The sequence below is a fragment of the Elusimicrobiota bacterium genome, assembly GCA_026388095.1.
Lineage (GTDB): Bacteria > Elusimicrobiota > Elusimicrobia > UBA1565 > UBA9628 > UBA9628.
On record JAPLKL010000074.1, the window covers coordinates 64445 to 81461 of the forward strand.

Here is a 17017-nt window from a genome sequence, read left to right on the forward strand (position 1 = left end):
CGACTGCGGAAAAGTTAAAAAAGTTAAGAAAGTCGACCACCGTCACCCTTAAGAATTCCACGCAGGGCGGCGGCCAAATCCTGGTACTGCTCGCGGCTGTTGTAGAGCTGAGACGAGACGCGCAGGAGCTTCTTCTCCGGGGTCGGCCAGGCGAAGACCGGCACCTCGATGCCATGCTCCGAGAAGAGCTTCTCCTGGAGAGGATCGAGGCCCTTTGCAGGAGCCGGCGGCCCGGCCAGGGCCGGGGGAAGGGGCAAGGCGGCCATAGCGCCGAGCATGCCCTGCGGACAGGGCTCCGTCACACCCAAGGCTTCGGCCAGGATGCTGCGGGCCTCCACGGCCAGGGCATGGTTGCGCCTCATGACCTCAGGCCAGCCAGCCGGCAGGGCCGAATCCATGGACCGGATAGCGACGGGGACACAGAGCAACGGCGTCGGGTCATCGGTGCCGGTCCAATCGGATTCGAGCCGGAACCGGGAACGGTCCGTGCGCCGGGAATTGGCGCCATGGCTGATGACCAAAGGCCGGATGCGCTCCTGACGGTCGTGCCGCACGTGCAGGAAAGCCGAGCCCTTGGGCGCGCAGAGCCACTTGTGGCAGTTGCCTGTGTAGTAAGCCGCGTCGAGCCGATTGAGGTCCAGGGGGACCTGCCCCGGAGCATGAGCGCCGTCCACGAGTACGTCTATGCCCCGCCCCTGGAGCGCCCGCACCAGACAGTCCATCGGCAGGACGATCCCCGTAGGACTGGCGATGTGGCTCAAGAGGGCCAAACGCGTCTTGTCTGTGACGCAGGAGAGAACGGCCTGGGCAACGGCGTCCGGCGAAGCGATCGGGAAGGGGATGCGGGCCGCGACCACCCGGGCCTTGCCCACGACAAAATCCGCGGCGTTGCGGCAGGCGTTGTACTCCATGTCCGTGGCCAGGATTTCGTCTCCCGGCTCGAAGCGCAAGGAGCGCAGGACGGTGTTGACCCCGGTCGTGGCGTTGGAAACGAAGGCGAGGTCGTCCGCCTCGGCCCCCACGAACCTTGCCAACTCGGCCCGTGCTTCGTCGAGCCGCCCCTCCAGTTCCCTGTCCAGAAAGCGCACCGGGTCGGCCTCCATGAGGCGGCGCAGCCTGGTCTGCTCTTGGAGTACCGGAAGCGGACAGGCTCCGAAAGATCCATGGTTGAGGAATGCGATCTTCGGGTCCAAAGCCCAGAATCGGGCTGGCGAGTCCATAGCAGACCCATTCTATGATTTTCATCCCTGGCTGGCGGTGGAGAAAGTTAAGATTGTTAAGAAAGTTGACCACCGACACTCATTGGGCCGGGACCATGGTCCCATATCGGCCTAGGACCTTCGGCCCTGGCCGCACCTCCCCGAAAGACCTATATTCCTATTAGCATGTCCGCTCCGGCCATCCTCCTCTCTTTGGCCCTTTCGGTCTGGGCCGCAGGCCCGCATCTCGACGCGGACGATTCCCATGTCTGGCCGCAGCTCCAGAAACATGCCTCGACCCTCGGCGTCTCCACCGAGCGGTCGGCTTCGGTCCCCGAAGCCAAGTCGGCCGCGGCTAAACCCGCCGCCGCCAGCTCCAGCGGCAGCGGCGCGGTCATGCTGCAAGGCTTCCACTGGCTGTCCTGGCAGAGTTCGCCCTGGTGGGGAGTCATCGCGAGCAAGGCCCCGGATATCGCGGCCTCCGGCTTCAACATGATCTGGCTCCCCCCGTCATCTGACGCGGAGAGCAACGAAGGCTACATCCCCCGGCGCTGGTACGTCCAGGACTCGAAGTACGGCACCACGGCCGAGCTTCAGAAGGCCATCGGGGCTCTACATGGAGGCGGGGTGAAGGTCCTGGCGGACATCGTCATCAACCATCGCGTGGGCACCAACGGCTGGGGGGGCTTCACGGAACCGGCTTGGGGCTGCGAGGCCGTGGTCAGCGGAGACGAGTGGAGCGGCGCCTGCGGCCATCCGGACACGGGCAAGGGCGTGCCCTTCGCCCGCGACATCGACCACACCCAGGCCTTCGTGCAGAAGGACATCAAGGACTGGATGAACTGGCTCAAGAGCGATATCGGCTACGACGGCTGGCGCTACGACCTCGTGCGCGGCTACGGCGCCCGGTACCAGGCCATGTACAACGACGCCACCTCTCCGGCCTTCGCGGTGGCCGAGGTCTGGGACGATTTCGACATCAACAACGTCGACGCACACCGCCAGAAGCTCTGCGACTACATCGATTCCACGGGCGGCCGCGTCTCGGCCTTCGACTTCACCACCAAAGCGGTGCTCCAGCAGGCGGTGGCCGCGGGCGAGTACTGGCGCCTGCGCGACGGCCAGGGCAAGCCGCCGGGGCTCATCGGCTGGTGGCCGGCCAAGGCCGTCACCTTCCTCGACAACCACGACACCGGCGCATCCACGGGCGGGTCCGGCCAGAGCATGTGGCCATTCCCCGGAGACCGCGTCATGGAGGGCTACGCCTACATCCTCACCCATCCGGGCGTGCCCTGCGTGTACTGGCCGCACTTCTTCGACTGGGGACTGCACGACCAGATCAAGGCCCTCATCGGCGCGCGCCGGGCCGCGGGCATCACCTCCGCGAGCCAGGTCTCGGTGCTGGCCGCGGACTCGGGCCGCTACGCGGCCGTCATCGACGGCAAGCTCGCCATGAAGATCGGCCCCGCGGACTGGAGCCCGGGCCCGGGCTGGACGCTGGCCGCCTTCGGCAAGAACTACGCGGCCTGGACCAAGTAGCCTCCCCGCAGCCGTGCTAGAATGGGATGAGGATGAACGCTCTCTGGCCCGCCGCGGCCGTCGCCGCCGCTCTGGCCCTGGCGGCCTGCCGCCGCGGCCCGCCGTCCCGGGAGGACTACGCCCGCATGCGTGAGGACATGGTGGACCTCGTGGCCGCTTACCCGGCCGGGCAGCGCGTGCGCGACCCGCGGGTCCTGGCGGCCATGCGCAAGGTGCCGCGCCACGAATTCGTGCCCGAGAGGGCGCGCCATCTGGCCTACGCGGACACGCCCCTCGACATCGGCGCCGGTCAGACCATCTCCCAGCCCTACATGGTGGGCTTCATGACCCAGGCCCTGGGACTCAAGCCCGGGGACAAGGTCCTGGAGATCGGCACCGGCTCGGGCTACCAGGCCGCCATTCTGTCCGAACTGGCCGGAGAGGTCTACAGCATCGAGATCGTGGAGACCTTGGCCCGCCAGGCCGAGGCGACTCTGGCGCGCCTGGGCTACAGCCGAGTGCGCACCAGGACCGGCGACGGCTATGCGGGGTGGCCCGAGCAGGCCCCCTTCGACGCCATCACGGTCACCTGCGCGCCGGAGCGCATCCCGCAGCCCCTCGCGGCTCAGCTGAGGGAAGGCGGCCGGCTCGTCATCCCCCTGGGACGCGGATCGCTGGGGCCGCAAAAGCTCGTGGTCCTGCGCAAGACCGCCGCCGGGCTGCGCGAAGAGACGCTCATGCCCGTGCTTTTCGTACCCATGACGGGCAAAGCCTCCCGGTAGGCCCGGAGCCGAACGGCTACTGGACGAGCCGCGCGGTCTTGATGTAGTCGAGCTTCGGGAAATCCCGCATGAGGTAGTCGTTGCCTTCCATCTGGACGCGGCCCTGGTCCGGGCCCGCGCCCTGGGGCGCCCCTTCCCCGTACCCCTTGTAGAGGCTGTCCACTACGCTCATGCCCTCGGTGACCTGGCCGAAGGGCGTGAACCCCATGCTGTCGAGGTTGGTATTGTCGCCGTAGTTGATGAAGAGCTGCGTGGTGCGGGTGTTGGGCCCGGCCGTGGCGAACACGGCGGCCCCGCGCTTGTTGGACTGGCCGGCGGCCGGGTCATCCGGGATGTTGGCGTCGCGCCACTTGGCGCTCACCTGGGGCGAGCCGTGGATGCCGAACTGGACCATGAAGCCCTCGATGGCTCGGAAGAAGGCCGCGTTGTCGAAATAGCCGAGCTTGACCAGGTTGTAGAATCGGTCCGCGCCATGGGGCGCCCAAGCGCGATGGACTTCCATCGTGAAGTCCCCCTTGGTGGTCGCGAACTTGGCCTTGAAGACCGCGGGCGCCTGCTCGGTCGCTTTCTCCGGAGCCAAAAGGGCGGCCGGGACCGCCGCGGCAGGCTGGGCCGGCGCGGCCGCCGGCGCGGCAGGCTGGGCCGGCGCGGCCGGAGACGGCTGGGCCGACTCCCGCGCACAGGCGGCGGCGAACAGCAGACAGCAGAGAGCGAGAAGGTTTCTTTTCATGTGCATAGCCTGCCACAGTTGCCCGGCCCCAGTCAATACGGAGCGAAAATCATAGAATACCGGGGACCATGAACCTGGGCTATCTCACCATCGGGGCCTTGGCCGCCATCATGGGGGTCGTCCTGCTCCTGCCCTTCTCGGTCAGGAAGGCGGAAGAGGAACTGGAAGCCTTCCTCCTCCTCATGGGCTTGGTCGCGGTCACGATCTCAGGCCGCTGGAGCCTGCGCCTGGCCGGCGACGCGCTGACCGCCCCCGCAGGCATTACCGTCGCGGTCCTGCTGGCGGGACTGGTCTTCCGCCGGGTCAGGCCGCGGCTGCGCCGGACCGTGGGCGATATCGTCTGGCTGGTCGGCCTGCGGCCCGCCGCGGCCGGCTTCGTCTTCCTCCTCGGCCTGTGTTCGAGCCTGGTCACAGCGATCATCGCCGCCCTCATCCTGGCCGAGGTCGCCGGCGCGCTGCCGCTCCGCCGCGAGGACAAGGTGCGCCTCGTGGTCTTCGCCTGCTATGCCATCGGCCTGGGCTCGGCCCTGACGCCCTGGGGGGGTCCCTTCTCCGCGGTGGTCGCCCTCAAGCTCAAGGGTCCGCCGCATTTCGCCGATTTCTTCTTCCTGGCGCGGCTCTTAGGCCCGTGGCTGCTGCCCGGCCTCCTCCTGCTCTCCGGCTGGAGCGCCTTGCGGCTGGGGCCGCAGGCCGAGGCCCCGGCCCCGAACGACGACATGGCGGAGGCAAGCTCGGGCGTCGTCCTGCGCGCGGGGAAGGTGTATATCTTCGTCATGTCTTTGGTCCTATTGGGCGCGGGCTTGGCGCCCCTGGCGGAGCGCGCCGTAGCCGGGATCCCGGCCGGGGGCCTCTACTGGCTCAATTCGGCTTCCGCGGTCCTGGACAACGCCACTTTGGCGGCGGCCGAGATCGTCCCTGCCCTGAGCGAGAAGCAGCTCCTGTATGCTCTGCTGGGGATGGTCCTGGCCGGCGGCATGCTCATCCCGGGGAACATCCCCAACATCGTCTGCGCGGCCAAGCTCGGCATCCGCAGCCGGGAATGGGCCGCCGTCGCCGTCCCCATCGGCTTGGCTCTGATGGCGGGCTATTTCGTCCTGCTGCTGCTCATCTGATCGCGCCTTGCCGTTCCCAAAAAGACCTATAATATCCCATGTTGATGGTCAGTGAACGCCTCCGCCTCGATTGGGGCACAGCAAAAGACGGCTCCTGGTGCGACCTTTTCGCCCTGGAGACGAACGGCCCCCATTTGAAAGGCGTCGAAGGGGTCTACGTGCTCTGGCACGGCGGCAATGTGCCGGGCATGGTCCGGGTCGGCCAGGGCGAGATAAAGGAAAGGATAGGCTTCCTGCGCCAGGACGCCGCGGTGCTCAAGTTCAAGGAGCAAGGGCTGTTCTTTACTTGGGCGAAAGTGGAGCGCCAGCGCCGTGACGGCGTGGAGAGGTTCCTCAGCGAGAGGCTGCAGCCCAAGCTCCAAGCCCCGGCGTCCGATGGCCCCCGGATCGCGGTCAACCTGCCCGGGCATGCCGAGCCCGAGGCGCAAGAGGTCGGCGAGGCCGCCGCCGCGGGGCCGGCCATTCGGCTTCGGGCAGCAGCCCAGCCGTCGCCCCCGCCCCAAGAAAGCCTCGCGACCCCGGCGCAGCCCGCGCCCGCGACGGCCCAGCCCGCGCCCGCAGCGGCCCAGCCCGCGCCCGCAGCGGCCCAGGTCGAGGTCCCGAGGGTCCCGCGTCTGCAGCAGCAGTTCAATGAGCTCGTGGCCCAGGACCAGAAGAAGCCGACCCGAAGCTTCTTCGGCGGCGGGGAGGCTCCCAAGGTCTTGTCGCAGGAGGCTGTGGTCAGCGAACTCACCCAGTCGGTGATGCGCGAAGCCCTGCTCCTGCGGGCCTCGGACATCCACCTCGAGCCCATGATCGACCGGCTGCGCGTGCGCTTGCGCGTGGACGGACTGCTGGAGACGCACCTCGAGGTCCCGAACTCGCTCAAGCTCTCCTTGGTCTCCCACATCCGGGTGCTCTGCGGCCTCGACCCGGAGAAGGGCGTCAACTCCGCCAAGCCCGAAGACGGCCGCATGGTGGCGACGGTGGATGGCCAGGAGGCGGACCTGCGCCTGGCCACCTTCCCCACTTCCTATGGCGACAAGGCCGTGCTGCGCATCATGCCGCGCCAGACCAAGCTCCCGGGGCTCGAGGAGCTGGGCCTGCTCCCCGCGCACGCCGCCTTGGTGCGCCAGCTCGTCCACCGGCCCCAGGGCATGATCATCGCCACCGGCCCGACCGGCTCCGGCAAATCCACGACCCTTTACACCCTCCTGCAGCTCCTCAACGACGCCTCGCGCAACATCGTCACCTTGGAAGACCCCATCGAGATCAGCCTGCCCGGGCTCATCCAGGGCACCATCCAGCCCAAGCTGGGCTTCGGCTTCGCCGACGGCCTGCGCGCCATCCTCCGGCAGGACCCCAACGTCATCATGGTGGGAGAGGTGCGCGACAACGAGACGGCCGAGATCGCCTGCCGGGCCGCGCTGACCGGCCACATGCTGCTGACCACCTTGCATACCCCCAGCGCCGTGGGCGCCGTGGCCCGCCTGCTGGACATGGGCATCGAGCCCTTCCTGCTCGCCTCCTCGCTCACCGCGGCCCTCTCCCAGCGCCTGGCCCGGCGCATCTGCGACGGCTGCCGCGAGGCCTACAAGCCCGGCGACGACGAGAGCACGCAGATCGAGGCGCTGGCGGCGAGCGCCGGGCTTCAAGTCTCGGCCAGCTCCTTCCCGACGCTGTACCGGGGCCGGGGCTGCCCCGTTTGCAGGTCCTCCGGCTACAACGGCCGGGTGCTCATCTTCGAGGCCGTCCCCGCCACAGCCGAGCTGCGCCCGCTCATCCTGCGCAAGGCTTCCGCGGACGAGCTGCGCCAGGCGGCCACGCGCGGCGGGATGGAGCCTCTGCTGGCCGACGGGCTGCGCAAGGTGCAGTCCGGGGCGACCTCTTTGGCCGAGGTCATCCGCGTCGCGGGCTCCAACGACTGAGGCCGGCCGTGCCGGATCGCAGCGCTGGGCGCTTGACCGAAGGCTCCTACCACAAGGTTACCAGCTTCTCTTTTAACAGCGTCAACCAGCTCACGCAGGTGAGCCTGCCCGACGGGACGGCGTCTAGTTACAAGTACGATGCGGCGGGCCGGCGGGTCGAGAAGTCGACGGGCTCGACGAGCAGTCCGGTCGTGACGCGGTTCGTTTACGACGGGCAAAATATTCTCGCTGAACTCGACGGCAACAACAATCTGTTGGCGCTCTTCACGCAAGGGCCAGGGATAGACCAGCCGCTCATCATGCGCAAGTCCGACGGGACGGAGTACTTCATACATGGGGACGCATTGGCCAGCGTGGTGGCGCACACTGACGCGAATGGAGCCCTGATAGAGAGGGTGGAGTACGAGGCTTACGGCAAGCCGACCTTTGTTGATGTGAGGGGGCCGCCGGTCACATCAACTGCGTCGCTGACCGGAAGTCCGTTCGCGTTCACCGGGCGGATGTGGGAGGCGGAGACGAACCTTTATGATTACAGACACCGGCAAACCTATGATCCTCAAGCCGGGAGGTTTGGGCAGGAGGATCCGATAGGGTTTGCTGGGAACGATGTCAATCTGTACTCATACTTGCGCAATAGACCATTATTGTTCCGAGATCCTCTTGGTCTTGCCCCGGGTGATCCCTATCCTACTCTGGATGATGCAATCATTGCTGCAATCGAGCAGTACCTTGGGTACTCAATAAGGCTGAATTTGGAACTTGGCGGAGCAATCTATATGCAGAATGGATTATATTACTACGCCCCAGCCATCTTCGGAACTGAGGACAAAATGAATCTTGGGGATTTTTGGGTGCCTGATTCCGGTGAGTTAATTGCGGCGTATCATACACACGGCGCTGTCGACCCAAACTACAATAGCGACGACTTCGGTATTGGTGACAGGAACGCTGCATGGGGCCAAGGGATAATCCTAGGTGTCGGTACACCCGATGGCTCCATTCTAAAGCTCACTCCTTCTAGCAAATGGAATCCATTTGCCCCACCTTTTTCTGTCAAGCGCGACATTCTGAAGCCAGGAAAGAAGGGCAATGGAACGGAAGGAAAGGCAGAGAAAGGAGATAAGGGGACAAAATGTCATTAGCTAAGAGAGTCGCTATCGATTCTGTACTAATTCTCATCGTCGGAGCAGTCGTGTTTTTGGCGGATTATAGGTATCGGCAAGGCGAGATGGCTGTTTTGGGCGTCTCCCGTCTAGTCAGACTATCAGGGACCGAATTGCGGGTCGGGTCATGTGCTTACACGGATTTCGCAGGTCGGTTAGCCAGCCGCAAGGATGGTTACCTGAAGAGCTGGCCAGAGGATATGGGGCGCTATCGAGTGACTATTGGGAAACTGAAGAAGCATCTTTGGTCGGAGTCAGACAGTGTTAATACATGGATGGTGCTGATCGATCAAGGTGCTCTGACTTTGGGCGGCGACTTCGTCTATGAGATAAGACAAGACGACTGCGCGATCCTGGCCGCACGTCCAGAAAAATAGCCGAGTTGGGTCAGTTGGGCTGAGTAGACAAGCTGTGTGAGTGGCAAGATGAAAAATCGCCTACAGTGTCCTAGAATTCCGACCCGCGCTCTTGGGCGGGTGTGTTGGCGCGGGTCGGAATCGCCCCGACATGCCGTACCGTCGGGGCAAAAACCGCTTTGGGCCAGTTGCTTGAACCACGGCTACCGCCCAGTCACTTCGTGCCTGGGCGGTTCCGCGCGCCCCTGCGGGGAACGCGGGCAGTCGAGTCACCGAGACCATTGTGTTCGCAACACGAACCCATAGAATTCTATGCATAAACTAGTTTCTTTCCTCATTCTCGCCACATCCCCGGCATGGTCCGCCGACACCAAGACCCACGTCGACGACCTCCGCCGCCTCCAGCTCGTCTCACCCCAGAACCTCGTCATCATCGACGTCCGCCCGCCCAGCGACTTTGCCAAAGGCCACATCCAAGGCAGCCGCAACATCCCCGTAAAAAATCTCGCCGCAGCCCGACTCCCGCTCGACTCAAAGATCATCGTCTACTGCGGCGAAGACTCCTGCCCCCTCGGCGAGCAAGCCGCCAAGAGCCTCATCTCCGTCGGGCACAGGGATGTTCAGACCCTTGTAGTAGGCCGCTCAAGTTAGGCCGAGGTCCGAGCCGGGGTCAACCCAGGCGTCTATGCAACACCCAGGCATGTCCCACGCCAAGGACGGCGCGAAACCATCCCCTCTCGAGTCTAAACAAATCCCCTGAAGGCAAAATATATCATGTAATTATTTGCCTTAGGGCAAATAATTACATAGACTCTGGCCATGCCCCAGGAACGCTACCTGTCCTCTCCGATCATCGAAGATTTGAAGGCCAAGATGGTCTTTGTCGGCGGCCCCAGGCAGGTCGGCAAGACCACGCTGGCCAGGATATTGGTCGGTGCCCAGTTCAAGGAAACGGCCTATTTCAACTGGGACAACAAGGCTGAGCGCAGGCAGATCATGGCCGCGCAATGGCCGGGTGCCGCCGAACTCGTCATTCTGGATGAGATCCACAAGTTTTCGGGGTGGAAGCGCTTCATCAAGGGTGAATACGACGTTCACAAGGAAAAATATCGGTTCTTGGTCACCGGAAGCGCACGACTGGACATCTACCGCAAAGGCGGCGACTCCCTGCAAGGCCGCTATCACTACTACCGCATGCACCCCTTCACCCTGGCCGAACTGGCCAAGACGAAGAGCCCCATCGAGCCTTTTAAGGAGTTGCCCATCGGCGCCGTGCATCATCAGGAGTTCGCGACCCTGGAACGATTCGGCGGATTCCCGGAGCCGCTGTTCGCCCAGAACGACCGCACTCTCAGGCGTTGGCACAGCGAGCGCAACGAGCGGCTTTTTCGCGAAGACATCCGCGACACCGAAATGATCCGGGAACTGGGGAAAATGCAGGTCCTGAGCGACATGCTGCCCTCAAAAGTGGGGGCGCTGCTCTCCATCAACAACATGAGGGGAGACCTCGAAGTCAGCCACCGAGCCGTGTCTCATTGGCTGACTATCCTCGAATCCTTCTACTACCAATTCCGCGTCTATCCGTTCTCCAGGGCATCGTTCCGGGCGCTGAAGAAGGAGCCGAAGCTTTATCTCTGGGATTGGTCGGAGGTGACGGATGAGGCCGCCCGCTTCGAGAATCTGGTCGGTTCGCACCTACTCAAACTCGTCCATTGGCTGCACGATTACGAAGGTTTAAAGACGGGACTCTATTTCTTGCGCGACACGTCTAAACGGGAAGTGGATTTCCTGGTGACGGTGGAGGAAAAGCCCTGGTTCGCGGTGGAGGTCAAGCTAAACGATGACAGCCTCGCGCCCAATCTGAGATACTTCCGCGATAAGCTGAATATCCCGTTCACCTACCAGGTTCTCAAGAAGCCCGGGGTAGATCGAGTTGCGGACGGTATGCGCATCATCTCCGCAGACAAGCTACTGCCTGCCTTGGTTTAAGACGCTCTTAATCCCAAGGCCTGCCGCGGTCTAAAAGACGAAGTCGCCCCCATTTTTGCCGCAAAAACGTGCTATTAATTGCGGCAATAGGCTATGGGCAAACATGCTTCCTCCGTCGATAGCCGGGTCCTCACTTTCATAAAGGGACATCCCCCTGGCTGGGTATTCAGTATGGAAGGTTCTTTCCTATGGAGTCGCTGCTGCGTCGGCAGGTTGCCCGCAGCGGGCCTAAATGCCCCACAACAAGGGTCTGAACGTCGCTGTGCCCGACGGAGAGAATGTGCCATGACCTCTTATTCAGACTAGGCGGAATCATCCCGCCACGGCGATAGTCATGAAATAGCTTTTTACGCCCCAGTTGCCAGCCCAGGAATGGCCCAGGCGCCATACGGGCGCCTGGGCCGGTCCCCATCCTAGGTCAGCCCAAGCCCGGAGCCCGCGCGCCCGCAGCGCCCGCAGCAGACCCCGACATCCGCAGCAGCGACTCCATAGGCGAGAACTTCCTATGCTGCTCCGCCACGTCGCGCCGGGCCAGATGCACGTAGCGCTTGGTCATCTCCAAGGTCGAATGCCCCAGGATCTCCTGCAGGCTGAACGAATCCCCCCCGTTGCGGATGTAGAGCACCGCGAAAGTATGCCGCAAGGTGTGCGGCGACAAACGCACCCCCTCGATCCCCGCCTGACGGCCGTAGCGGATGATCAGGATGCGCACCTTCGCCCGGTCCACAGCCTTGCCGGTCCGGCCCAGGAAAAGCTGCGGGGCCGCGACCAGCCCCTTGGCTCTGGCCTCGGCGTACTGCTGCAGCGCCTGCCGGGTCATCTCCGAGAACGGCACCGAACGCTCCTTGCGCCCCTTGCCCATCACGGTCGCCGTGCAGTTGCTCCACTCCACCCGGCTCGCCTCCAGGGAAAGCACCTCCGAGATGCGCAGGCCCGAATCCAGCATGAGCATCAGCATGGCGCGGTCGCGCAGGCCCTCCACGGTCCGGACATCCGGCATCTCGATGAGGCGGCCCGCCTGCTCCGGGCTGAACGGGCGGATCAGCACCCGCTCGCAGCGCGGCCTCTCCACCAGTTCCATCGGGTTCGTCGGGATGGCGCCCTCGCCCTTCCAGAACCGGAAGGCGCAGCGGATGGCGCCGTAGACCCGAGACACCGTCTCAGCGGATATCCCCTTCTCCCGCAGATGAGCCAGATGCTCGCGCAGAAGGGACGGCGTCACCGCGCCCAGCTCCGGCGCGCCGCGGCTCTCCAGGAACGCGGCCAGGTCGCGCAGGATGAAGCGATACCACCTCACGCTGCCCGCCGCCAGGTTCAAGGCGACGCAGCGGGCCAGGAACGAACGGTTGGCGTCTTGCAGTTTCATATGTACCTCCGTGGTCTTTGGGAACCCCTCATATGACCAACGAGCTACCCCCCATTTAGTTCCATCGGCGGTTTGCTACTATAGCGTTCGCCATGCCCCACGGGGGCCTGGCAGGGGTGCAGCGCATGAACACGATCCTCAAGTTGGCGGTGATAACCGCCCTGGTCTACTTCGGTTTCCAGTTCTTCTCACGGAACAGGACCTCGGCTGGTTATTCCGCCGTGACCCCGGAAGATATAAAAAGAACGGTGAGCGAGGCCCGGACAGCGCATAAGCGCATCCTCATAGAGGTGGGGAGCGATGGCTGCGTCTGGTGCGGCAGGCTCGGCAGATTGATGTCGGAGGACCGGGGCCTGCGCATGGCTGCGGAGGGTTTTGTAAGGCTGCATGCCGACCTCCGGTCGAGCGCCCAGCTCCTGTTCTCTTACGGCCAAGTGCCGGGGACGCCGCATTTCTTCGTGCTCGAGGAGGACGGAACGCTGCTCTCTTCCCAGGAGACCGACAGCCTGGAATCCGGGCAGTCCTATGACCGCGGGAAACTGCTGGCTTTTCTTGACCGCTGGCGTTCCGCGGGCGGCGGTTCTGTTCCGGTCACCAGCGGCATAATCGTGTACGGGCGGGATGACTGCAGCCTTACCCAGGGCTTCCTCCGGGAGCTGGACAGCGCTGGCGCCGAGTATACGTACAAGAGATTCGACGATGAAGCCGCGCGTGTCGAGGCAATGTCCCGCATGCTGGCCTCCGGCATGGATCCCTTCGGGGCGGGATTGCCCGTGGTCTGCGTAGACGGAAGGTTCTTCGTGCGTCCTTCTCTGGAGCAGGTACTAGCCCTCTACCACGGCCCGCTGAGTCCCGGCCGGGCGAAGCCAGGGGCCGGCCGCGGCCCGGCCGCCGGCGCAGCGCCTGCGGCGCAGGAGGCGGCCGCGGAAGGGCTTTTCGATATTTCCGGCATAGTCACGGGCGACTCCGCCATGGCGATAATAGGCGGGGAAGCATACCGGGTCGGGGATTCCGTAGGCGGTTACAAGCTGCAGAAGATAGGGAAGGATTACGTCAGCTTCGCCGACCCGCAGGGCCAGACCGTCACCCAGAAGCTCAAGGCTGAATAGCCGCGGGTTTACAGCCCGGAGTCAAGCGCCTAAGAAAGCCGGAAGCCCCGGGCCAGGATCTCGGTGCAGGTGCGGCGGTAGAAACCCAATATGCCGAGGGTCTGGATGTCCACCTTCACGTCGTAGATGCCGGCGAGGTCCGGCCGGGCCTTGAGGATGGAGGCCAAAGTCTTGTCGTAGCCGCCGTTGCCGGCCGCGCCCGAGACCGTGGTGGGCCGGATCGAGGCCGTGACCGGGATGGCCAGGCCGTGCTGGCAGGAGCGGCCCCGCACTTCTCCGGCGTCGCGGGCTCCGGGCGGCAGTTCCCCCGGCGTGAGCGTGGAAAAAGACAGGGGCCCCTCGGAGGCGTAGAACACGATCATCCCCCCGGGCGAGATGAGCCCGGGATTGGCCGTGGTCCCGTCCTCCTGGGCCCGGACGGCCGGGGCCGCGAGGAGCGCGGCCAGCAGCGCCCAGGTCAAAGCTTCCCCACCTTCCCGGTCACCTTGGTGCAGACCTTGGTGTAGAGGCCCAGGAGCACGGAGTTGACCTTGATGTCGCATTTCACGTCGTAGAGGATGGCGTCGCGTCCGCCCAGCGCGTTCTTCACGGCCGCGATGTAGCCCCCGTCGCCCCACGCGACCAGATACAGCAGGGATTGGTTGCAGCCCATGCCGCTGACCGTCTCGTCGGCGGGCGTGGCCTTGACCTCGGCCGGCGTGGCGGAACGGTAGGAGCGCGCGCTGTGGATGTTGGAGTAGAGGAGGCCGCAGCCGGACAGGGCGGCCGCGGCCAGCAGGGGCATGATGGCTTTTCTCATGGTCCTAGCCTCCGAGCTTCTCGCCGCAGGAAGAGCAGAACTTGGCCCCGGCGGCCAGGTCCGCCTGGCACTTGGGGCACTTCAGGGTGGCCTTGGCCGCGGCCTGGCCCATGACTCCGGCCATCAGGCTGCCGAGGTTGGCGCCCGCGCCGAGGCCCATGCCCAGGCCCATGCCGGCGCCCGCGCCGCCGCCCTCGTTGCCGGCCGCTTTCTCAAGCGTGTCGAAGGTCCGCTTGGTGTTGTAGCCCGCGCCCATGATGTCCATCTCGGCCCTGTCGGAGAGCGCCTTCTTGAGGCGCTTGACCGTCTCGTCATCCTCGGAGACGTCCACGGAATTGAGATAGAAGTTGACGAGCTTGATGCCGTAGATGCCGAAGTCGTCGGCGAGCTTGGCGCCGATGCCCTCGGACATCTCCTCCAGATGCGCCGCGACCTCCAGCAGGGGGACCTTGGTCTTGATGATGGTCTCGGCGATGTAGTCCTTGGCTTTGGTCAACAGCACCCCCTTGAAGTACTCGCTCATGGTGTCCACCGAGAATTCCTGCATGGTGCCGGCGAGCTTGGTCACGAGCTTGCGGGAGTCCGAGACCTGCACGCCGAACTGGCCGAAGGCGCGCACGGGCAGGAACACGTTGTACTTGGGGTCCTGGACCGGGATGGGGGTGTTCGTGCCCCACTTGACGTTGAGGTTGACCGCCCTGTTGATGTAGTAGATCTCCGCGGCGAAGGGGGTCTTTCCGCCGAAGGGGATCTTGATGAGCGTGCGCAGCAGCGGGATGTTGGCGGTCTCCAGGACATGCGTGCCCGGGGGCAGGATGTCCAGGGCCTGGCCGCCCGAGTAGAAGATGGCTTCCTGGGACTGGTTGACGATGACCCGGGTGCCCCAGGAGAGGTCGTCGGGCGGATAGCGCCAGACCAGGACGTCGGCGGGACCGTCGTATTTGACTCTGTCGATTATGGCCATGATCGCTCCTTTCTTCTAGGTTCCTCGCGACAGTGCGGCCAGGATATCGCGGGCGAAATCGCTCAAAGAGGGGTCGCGCGCGCCCATCACGAGCACGAGGTCCCCTGCGCGGGCCTGCGCAACGACCTCGGCTACGATGTCCGCCCGCCGCGGCACATGGGACGCCTTCAAGCCGCGGCGCCGCAGGGGCTCCACCACGTCCTGGGAGGAGATGTCCTTGGCGGTGGTCCCGCCCACGTAGTAGATGTCGGGCAGCCACAGCCGGTCGTCCGGGCGCAGGGCCGAGGCGAAGGCCTCGATGAGCTCTCCCTTGAGCAGCCGGGTCGGGGCGAAGCCGTGGGGCTGATACACGGCCAGCACGCGCGCCGCGCGCAGGTGGGCCGCGGCCAGGGCCGCGGCCAGCTTGGCCGGGTTGTGGGCGAAATCGTCGACCACCTCCACGCCCCGGGCTCGTCCCAGGCTCTGGAACCGCCGCGCCACGCCTTGATAGGAAGCCAAAGCCCGGCGGCAGTCGGCGAGGCTCACGCCCTCGTTGAGGGCCGCGGCCACGGCCGCGACGGCGTTCTCCACGTTGTACCGGCCGGGCAGAGGCAGGACGAACTCCTCGCCGCCGATGCGGAAGCGCGACTCGCCGCCGGTCAGGGCCGTCACCTCGGCCCGGACCTCGCCCCGCTCCAGGCCGAAGGTCCGGTCCGCGGGGAGGTCCTTGAGGTTGGGGTCGTCCGCGTTGACCAAGGCGGTCATGACGTTGCCCCGGAACTTGCGCAGGAACTCCCGGAGCACGGGGACCTCCTTGTGGTCCTTGGTGAGGTTGAGGAAGACGCCCACGGCCGGCTTGTAGTTGAGCAGGGAGCCGTCGCTCTCGTCGGCCTCGATGACCAGCAGGCCGGACTCGCCGCGGAAGGCGTTGCCCCAGAAGCCGCGCTTCTGCAGAGCCAGGAGGTTGCCGCCGGTGATGACCGAGGGAGAGCGGCCGGCCGCCTCGAGGATCTCGAAGATCATGGCCGTGACCGTGGACTTGCCGCTGGTCCCGGTCACGGCGATGGTGCGCATCTCGGCCACGTGCTTGGCCAGGAGCTCCGAGCGGTGCATGATCGGCACGCCCAGCTTCTTGGCCGCCGCGACCTCGGGGTTGTCGTCTTCGATAGCGGTGGAGAGGACCGCGAGGTCGGTCTCTTTGCCGACGGCGCTTCCGTCCTGGGCAAAGAGCTTGATGCCCAGGGCCTCCAGCCGCGCCTTGAGGGCCTGGTTCTCCCCCCGGTCGAAAAGCCGGTCGGAGCCGGTGGCCGGCTGGCCGTCCATGGCGTGGATCTGGGCCAAGGCGCTCATGCCGAAGCCGCCCACGCCCGAGAAGTGGATGCGCATGGGACCTGCATCATATCAAATGGAAATAGTAAGATTCCGGCGTATGGCGCATACCTTCCTGCTGCGTCCCGGATCGTGGGCGATACACGGGAGGTTCTTCGACGCCCGGTACCGGCTGGAGGGCGTCCGTGGAGAGCTGCGGGTCCGCCACGAGCCCCTGGCTTGGTCCATCGAGGGCCGGCTGGAATTCGCCGACTCGAAGCAGGGCCTGGAGCTGGCCTGCTCGGTGGCCCCCTCCAAGGGAGGGTCCGCCGCGAGCTGGTCCTGGGTCCATCCCAAGCTGGGCCGGTTCGATGGCGCCTTCGAGCTCGCGGGCCGGCGGATGTTCTCGTCTTTCCGGTCCTGGGACGGGCGGCACGCGGGCCAGGTGACCTTGACCCAGAAAGGGGAGCGCGCCTACCTGGTGGAAGGCGAACTGCGCTGCCAAGGCGCCATCTTGGGTTCCTGGGAGCTGGCGCTGCGGCGGCACGCCGCGCTGGATCAGTAGAGCCTGAGGCCCTTGTCCGGCGTGCGCAGCTCCGGGTTCTGCTCCCGGTTCTGGCGGTGCGCCGCGCGCAGCACGTTCTTGCGCACGTAGCCGTGCAGGTCGCCCACGCTGACATGGCCGCTGCCCTCGGGATCGGCCTCCCCGCCCAGGCCCCGCAGCAGATAGTAGGTG

Annotated in this window: 17 protein-coding genes; 10 read left to right on the plus strand and 7 right to left on the minus strand. The window is 65.2% G+C overall.

Annotated elements, in window-relative coordinates:
- Positions 1-23: 23 nt before the first annotated feature.
- The gene (locus tag NTY77_18650) at positions 24-1220 is read right to left on the minus strand and encodes an aminotransferase class V-fold PLP-dependent enzyme (protein ID MCX5797514.1); all 1197 of its coding nucleotides are present in this window, start codon (positions 1218-1220) and stop codon (positions 24-26) included.
- Positions 1221-1385: 165 nt separating this feature from the next.
- Here NTY77_18650 and NTY77_18655 point away from each other — a divergent pair, with 165 nt between their 5' ends.
- On the plus strand, positions 1386-2738 hold the full coding sequence (locus NTY77_18655; GenBank protein ID MCX5797515.1) for an alpha-amylase family glycosyl hydrolase: 1353 nt from the start codon (positions 1386-1388) through the stop codon (positions 2736-2738).
- A 137-nt stretch (positions 2739-2875) separates the two neighbouring features.
- A complete protein-coding gene (locus NTY77_18660) occupies positions 2876-3499 on the plus strand; it encodes a protein-L-isoaspartate(D-aspartate) O-methyltransferase (GenBank protein MCX5797516.1) in 624 nt (207 codons plus the stop codon).
- Positions 3500-3515: 16 nt separating this feature from the next.
- On the opposite strand, the gene NTY77_18665 is transcribed toward NTY77_18660, so the two are convergent.
- Complete coding sequence (locus tag NTY77_18665) at positions 3516-4229, minus strand: peptidylprolyl isomerase (protein ID MCX5797517.1); 714 nt, start codon at positions 4227-4229, stop codon at positions 3516-3518.
- Positions 4230-4297: 68 nt separating this feature from the next.
- Between NTY77_18665 and NTY77_18670 the strand changes: the two genes are divergently transcribed.
- The 6 genes from NTY77_18670 (at position 4298) to NTY77_18695 (ending at position 10756) form a co-directional block, all read left to right on the plus strand.
- Complete coding sequence (locus tag NTY77_18670) at positions 4298-5341, plus strand: DUF1646 family protein (GenBank protein MCX5797518.1); 1044 nt, start codon at positions 4298-4300, stop codon at positions 5339-5341.
- A 44-nt stretch (positions 5342-5385) separates the two neighbouring features.
- Positions 5386-7248 carry a GspE/PulE family protein gene (locus tag NTY77_18675; GenBank protein ID MCX5797519.1) on the plus strand — a complete coding sequence of 621 codons (1863 nt, stop codon included), beginning with the start codon at positions 5386-5388 and terminating at the stop codon, positions 7246-7248.
- 32 nt (positions 7249-7280) lie between these two features.
- Positions 7281-8390, plus strand: coding sequence for a DUF4329 domain-containing protein (locus NTY77_18680; GenBank protein ID MCX5797520.1), 1110 nt, complete (start codon positions 7281-7283; stop codon positions 8388-8390).
- Positions 8381-8788, plus strand: a complete 408-nt coding sequence (locus NTY77_18685) for a hypothetical protein (protein ID MCX5797521.1) — start codon at positions 8381-8383, stop codon at positions 8786-8788. The genes NTY77_18680 and NTY77_18685 overlap by 10 nt, the downstream gene beginning before the upstream one ends.
- A gap of 291 nt (positions 8789-9079) precedes the next feature.
- Entirely contained in the window at positions 9080-9418 is a 339-nt protein-coding gene (locus NTY77_18690) for a rhodanese-like domain-containing protein (protein ID MCX5797522.1), read from the plus strand.
- A gap of 168 nt (positions 9419-9586) precedes the next feature.
- Positions 9587-10756, plus strand: coding sequence for an ATP-binding protein (locus NTY77_18695; GenBank protein ID MCX5797523.1), 1170 nt, complete (start codon positions 9587-9589; stop codon positions 10754-10756).
- A 418-nt stretch (positions 10757-11174) separates the two neighbouring features.
- Here NTY77_18695 and NTY77_18700 read toward each other — a convergent pair whose 3' ends face one another.
- Positions 11175-12122, minus strand: a complete 948-nt coding sequence (locus NTY77_18700; protein MCX5797524.1) for a tyrosine-type recombinase/integrase — start codon at positions 12120-12122, stop codon at positions 11175-11177.
- Between the two features lie 92 nt (positions 12123-12214).
- Between NTY77_18700 and NTY77_18705 the strand changes: the two genes are divergently transcribed.
- On the plus strand, positions 12215-13231 hold the full coding sequence (locus tag NTY77_18705; protein ID MCX5797525.1) for a thioredoxin family protein: 1017 nt from the start codon (positions 12215-12217) through the stop codon (positions 13229-13231).
- Positions 13232-13260: 29 nt separating this feature from the next.
- On the opposite strand, the gene NTY77_18710 is transcribed toward NTY77_18705, so the two are convergent.
- The 4 genes from NTY77_18710 to NTY77_18725 are packed head-to-tail and all read right to left on the minus strand — an operon-like array spanning position 13261 to position 16359.
- Positions 13261-13692, minus strand: coding sequence for a hypothetical protein (locus tag NTY77_18710; protein MCX5797526.1), 432 nt, complete (start codon positions 13690-13692; stop codon positions 13261-13263).
- Entirely contained in the window at positions 13689-14030 is a 342-nt protein-coding gene (locus NTY77_18715) for a hypothetical protein (protein ID MCX5797527.1), read from the minus strand. Before NTY77_18715 ends, NTY77_18710 begins: the two co-directional genes overlap by 4 nt.
- Positions 14031-14034: 4 nt before the next feature.
- Positions 14035-14994 (minus strand): SPFH domain-containing protein, encoded by a 960-nt coding sequence (locus NTY77_18720; GenBank protein ID MCX5797528.1) that lies wholly within the window; start codon positions 14992-14994, stop codon positions 14035-14037.
- Positions 14995-15009: 15 nt separating this feature from the next.
- Positions 15010-16359, minus strand: coding sequence for a Mur ligase domain-containing protein (locus NTY77_18725; protein MCX5797529.1), 1350 nt, complete (start codon positions 16357-16359; stop codon positions 15010-15012).
- Positions 16360-16402: 43 nt separating this feature from the next.
- On the opposite strand from NTY77_18725, the gene NTY77_18730 reads away from it, so the two are divergent.
- Entirely contained in the window at positions 16403-16846 is a 444-nt protein-coding gene (locus NTY77_18730; protein ID MCX5797530.1) for a hypothetical protein, read from the plus strand.
- Positions 16847-17017 lie beyond the last annotated feature (171 nt).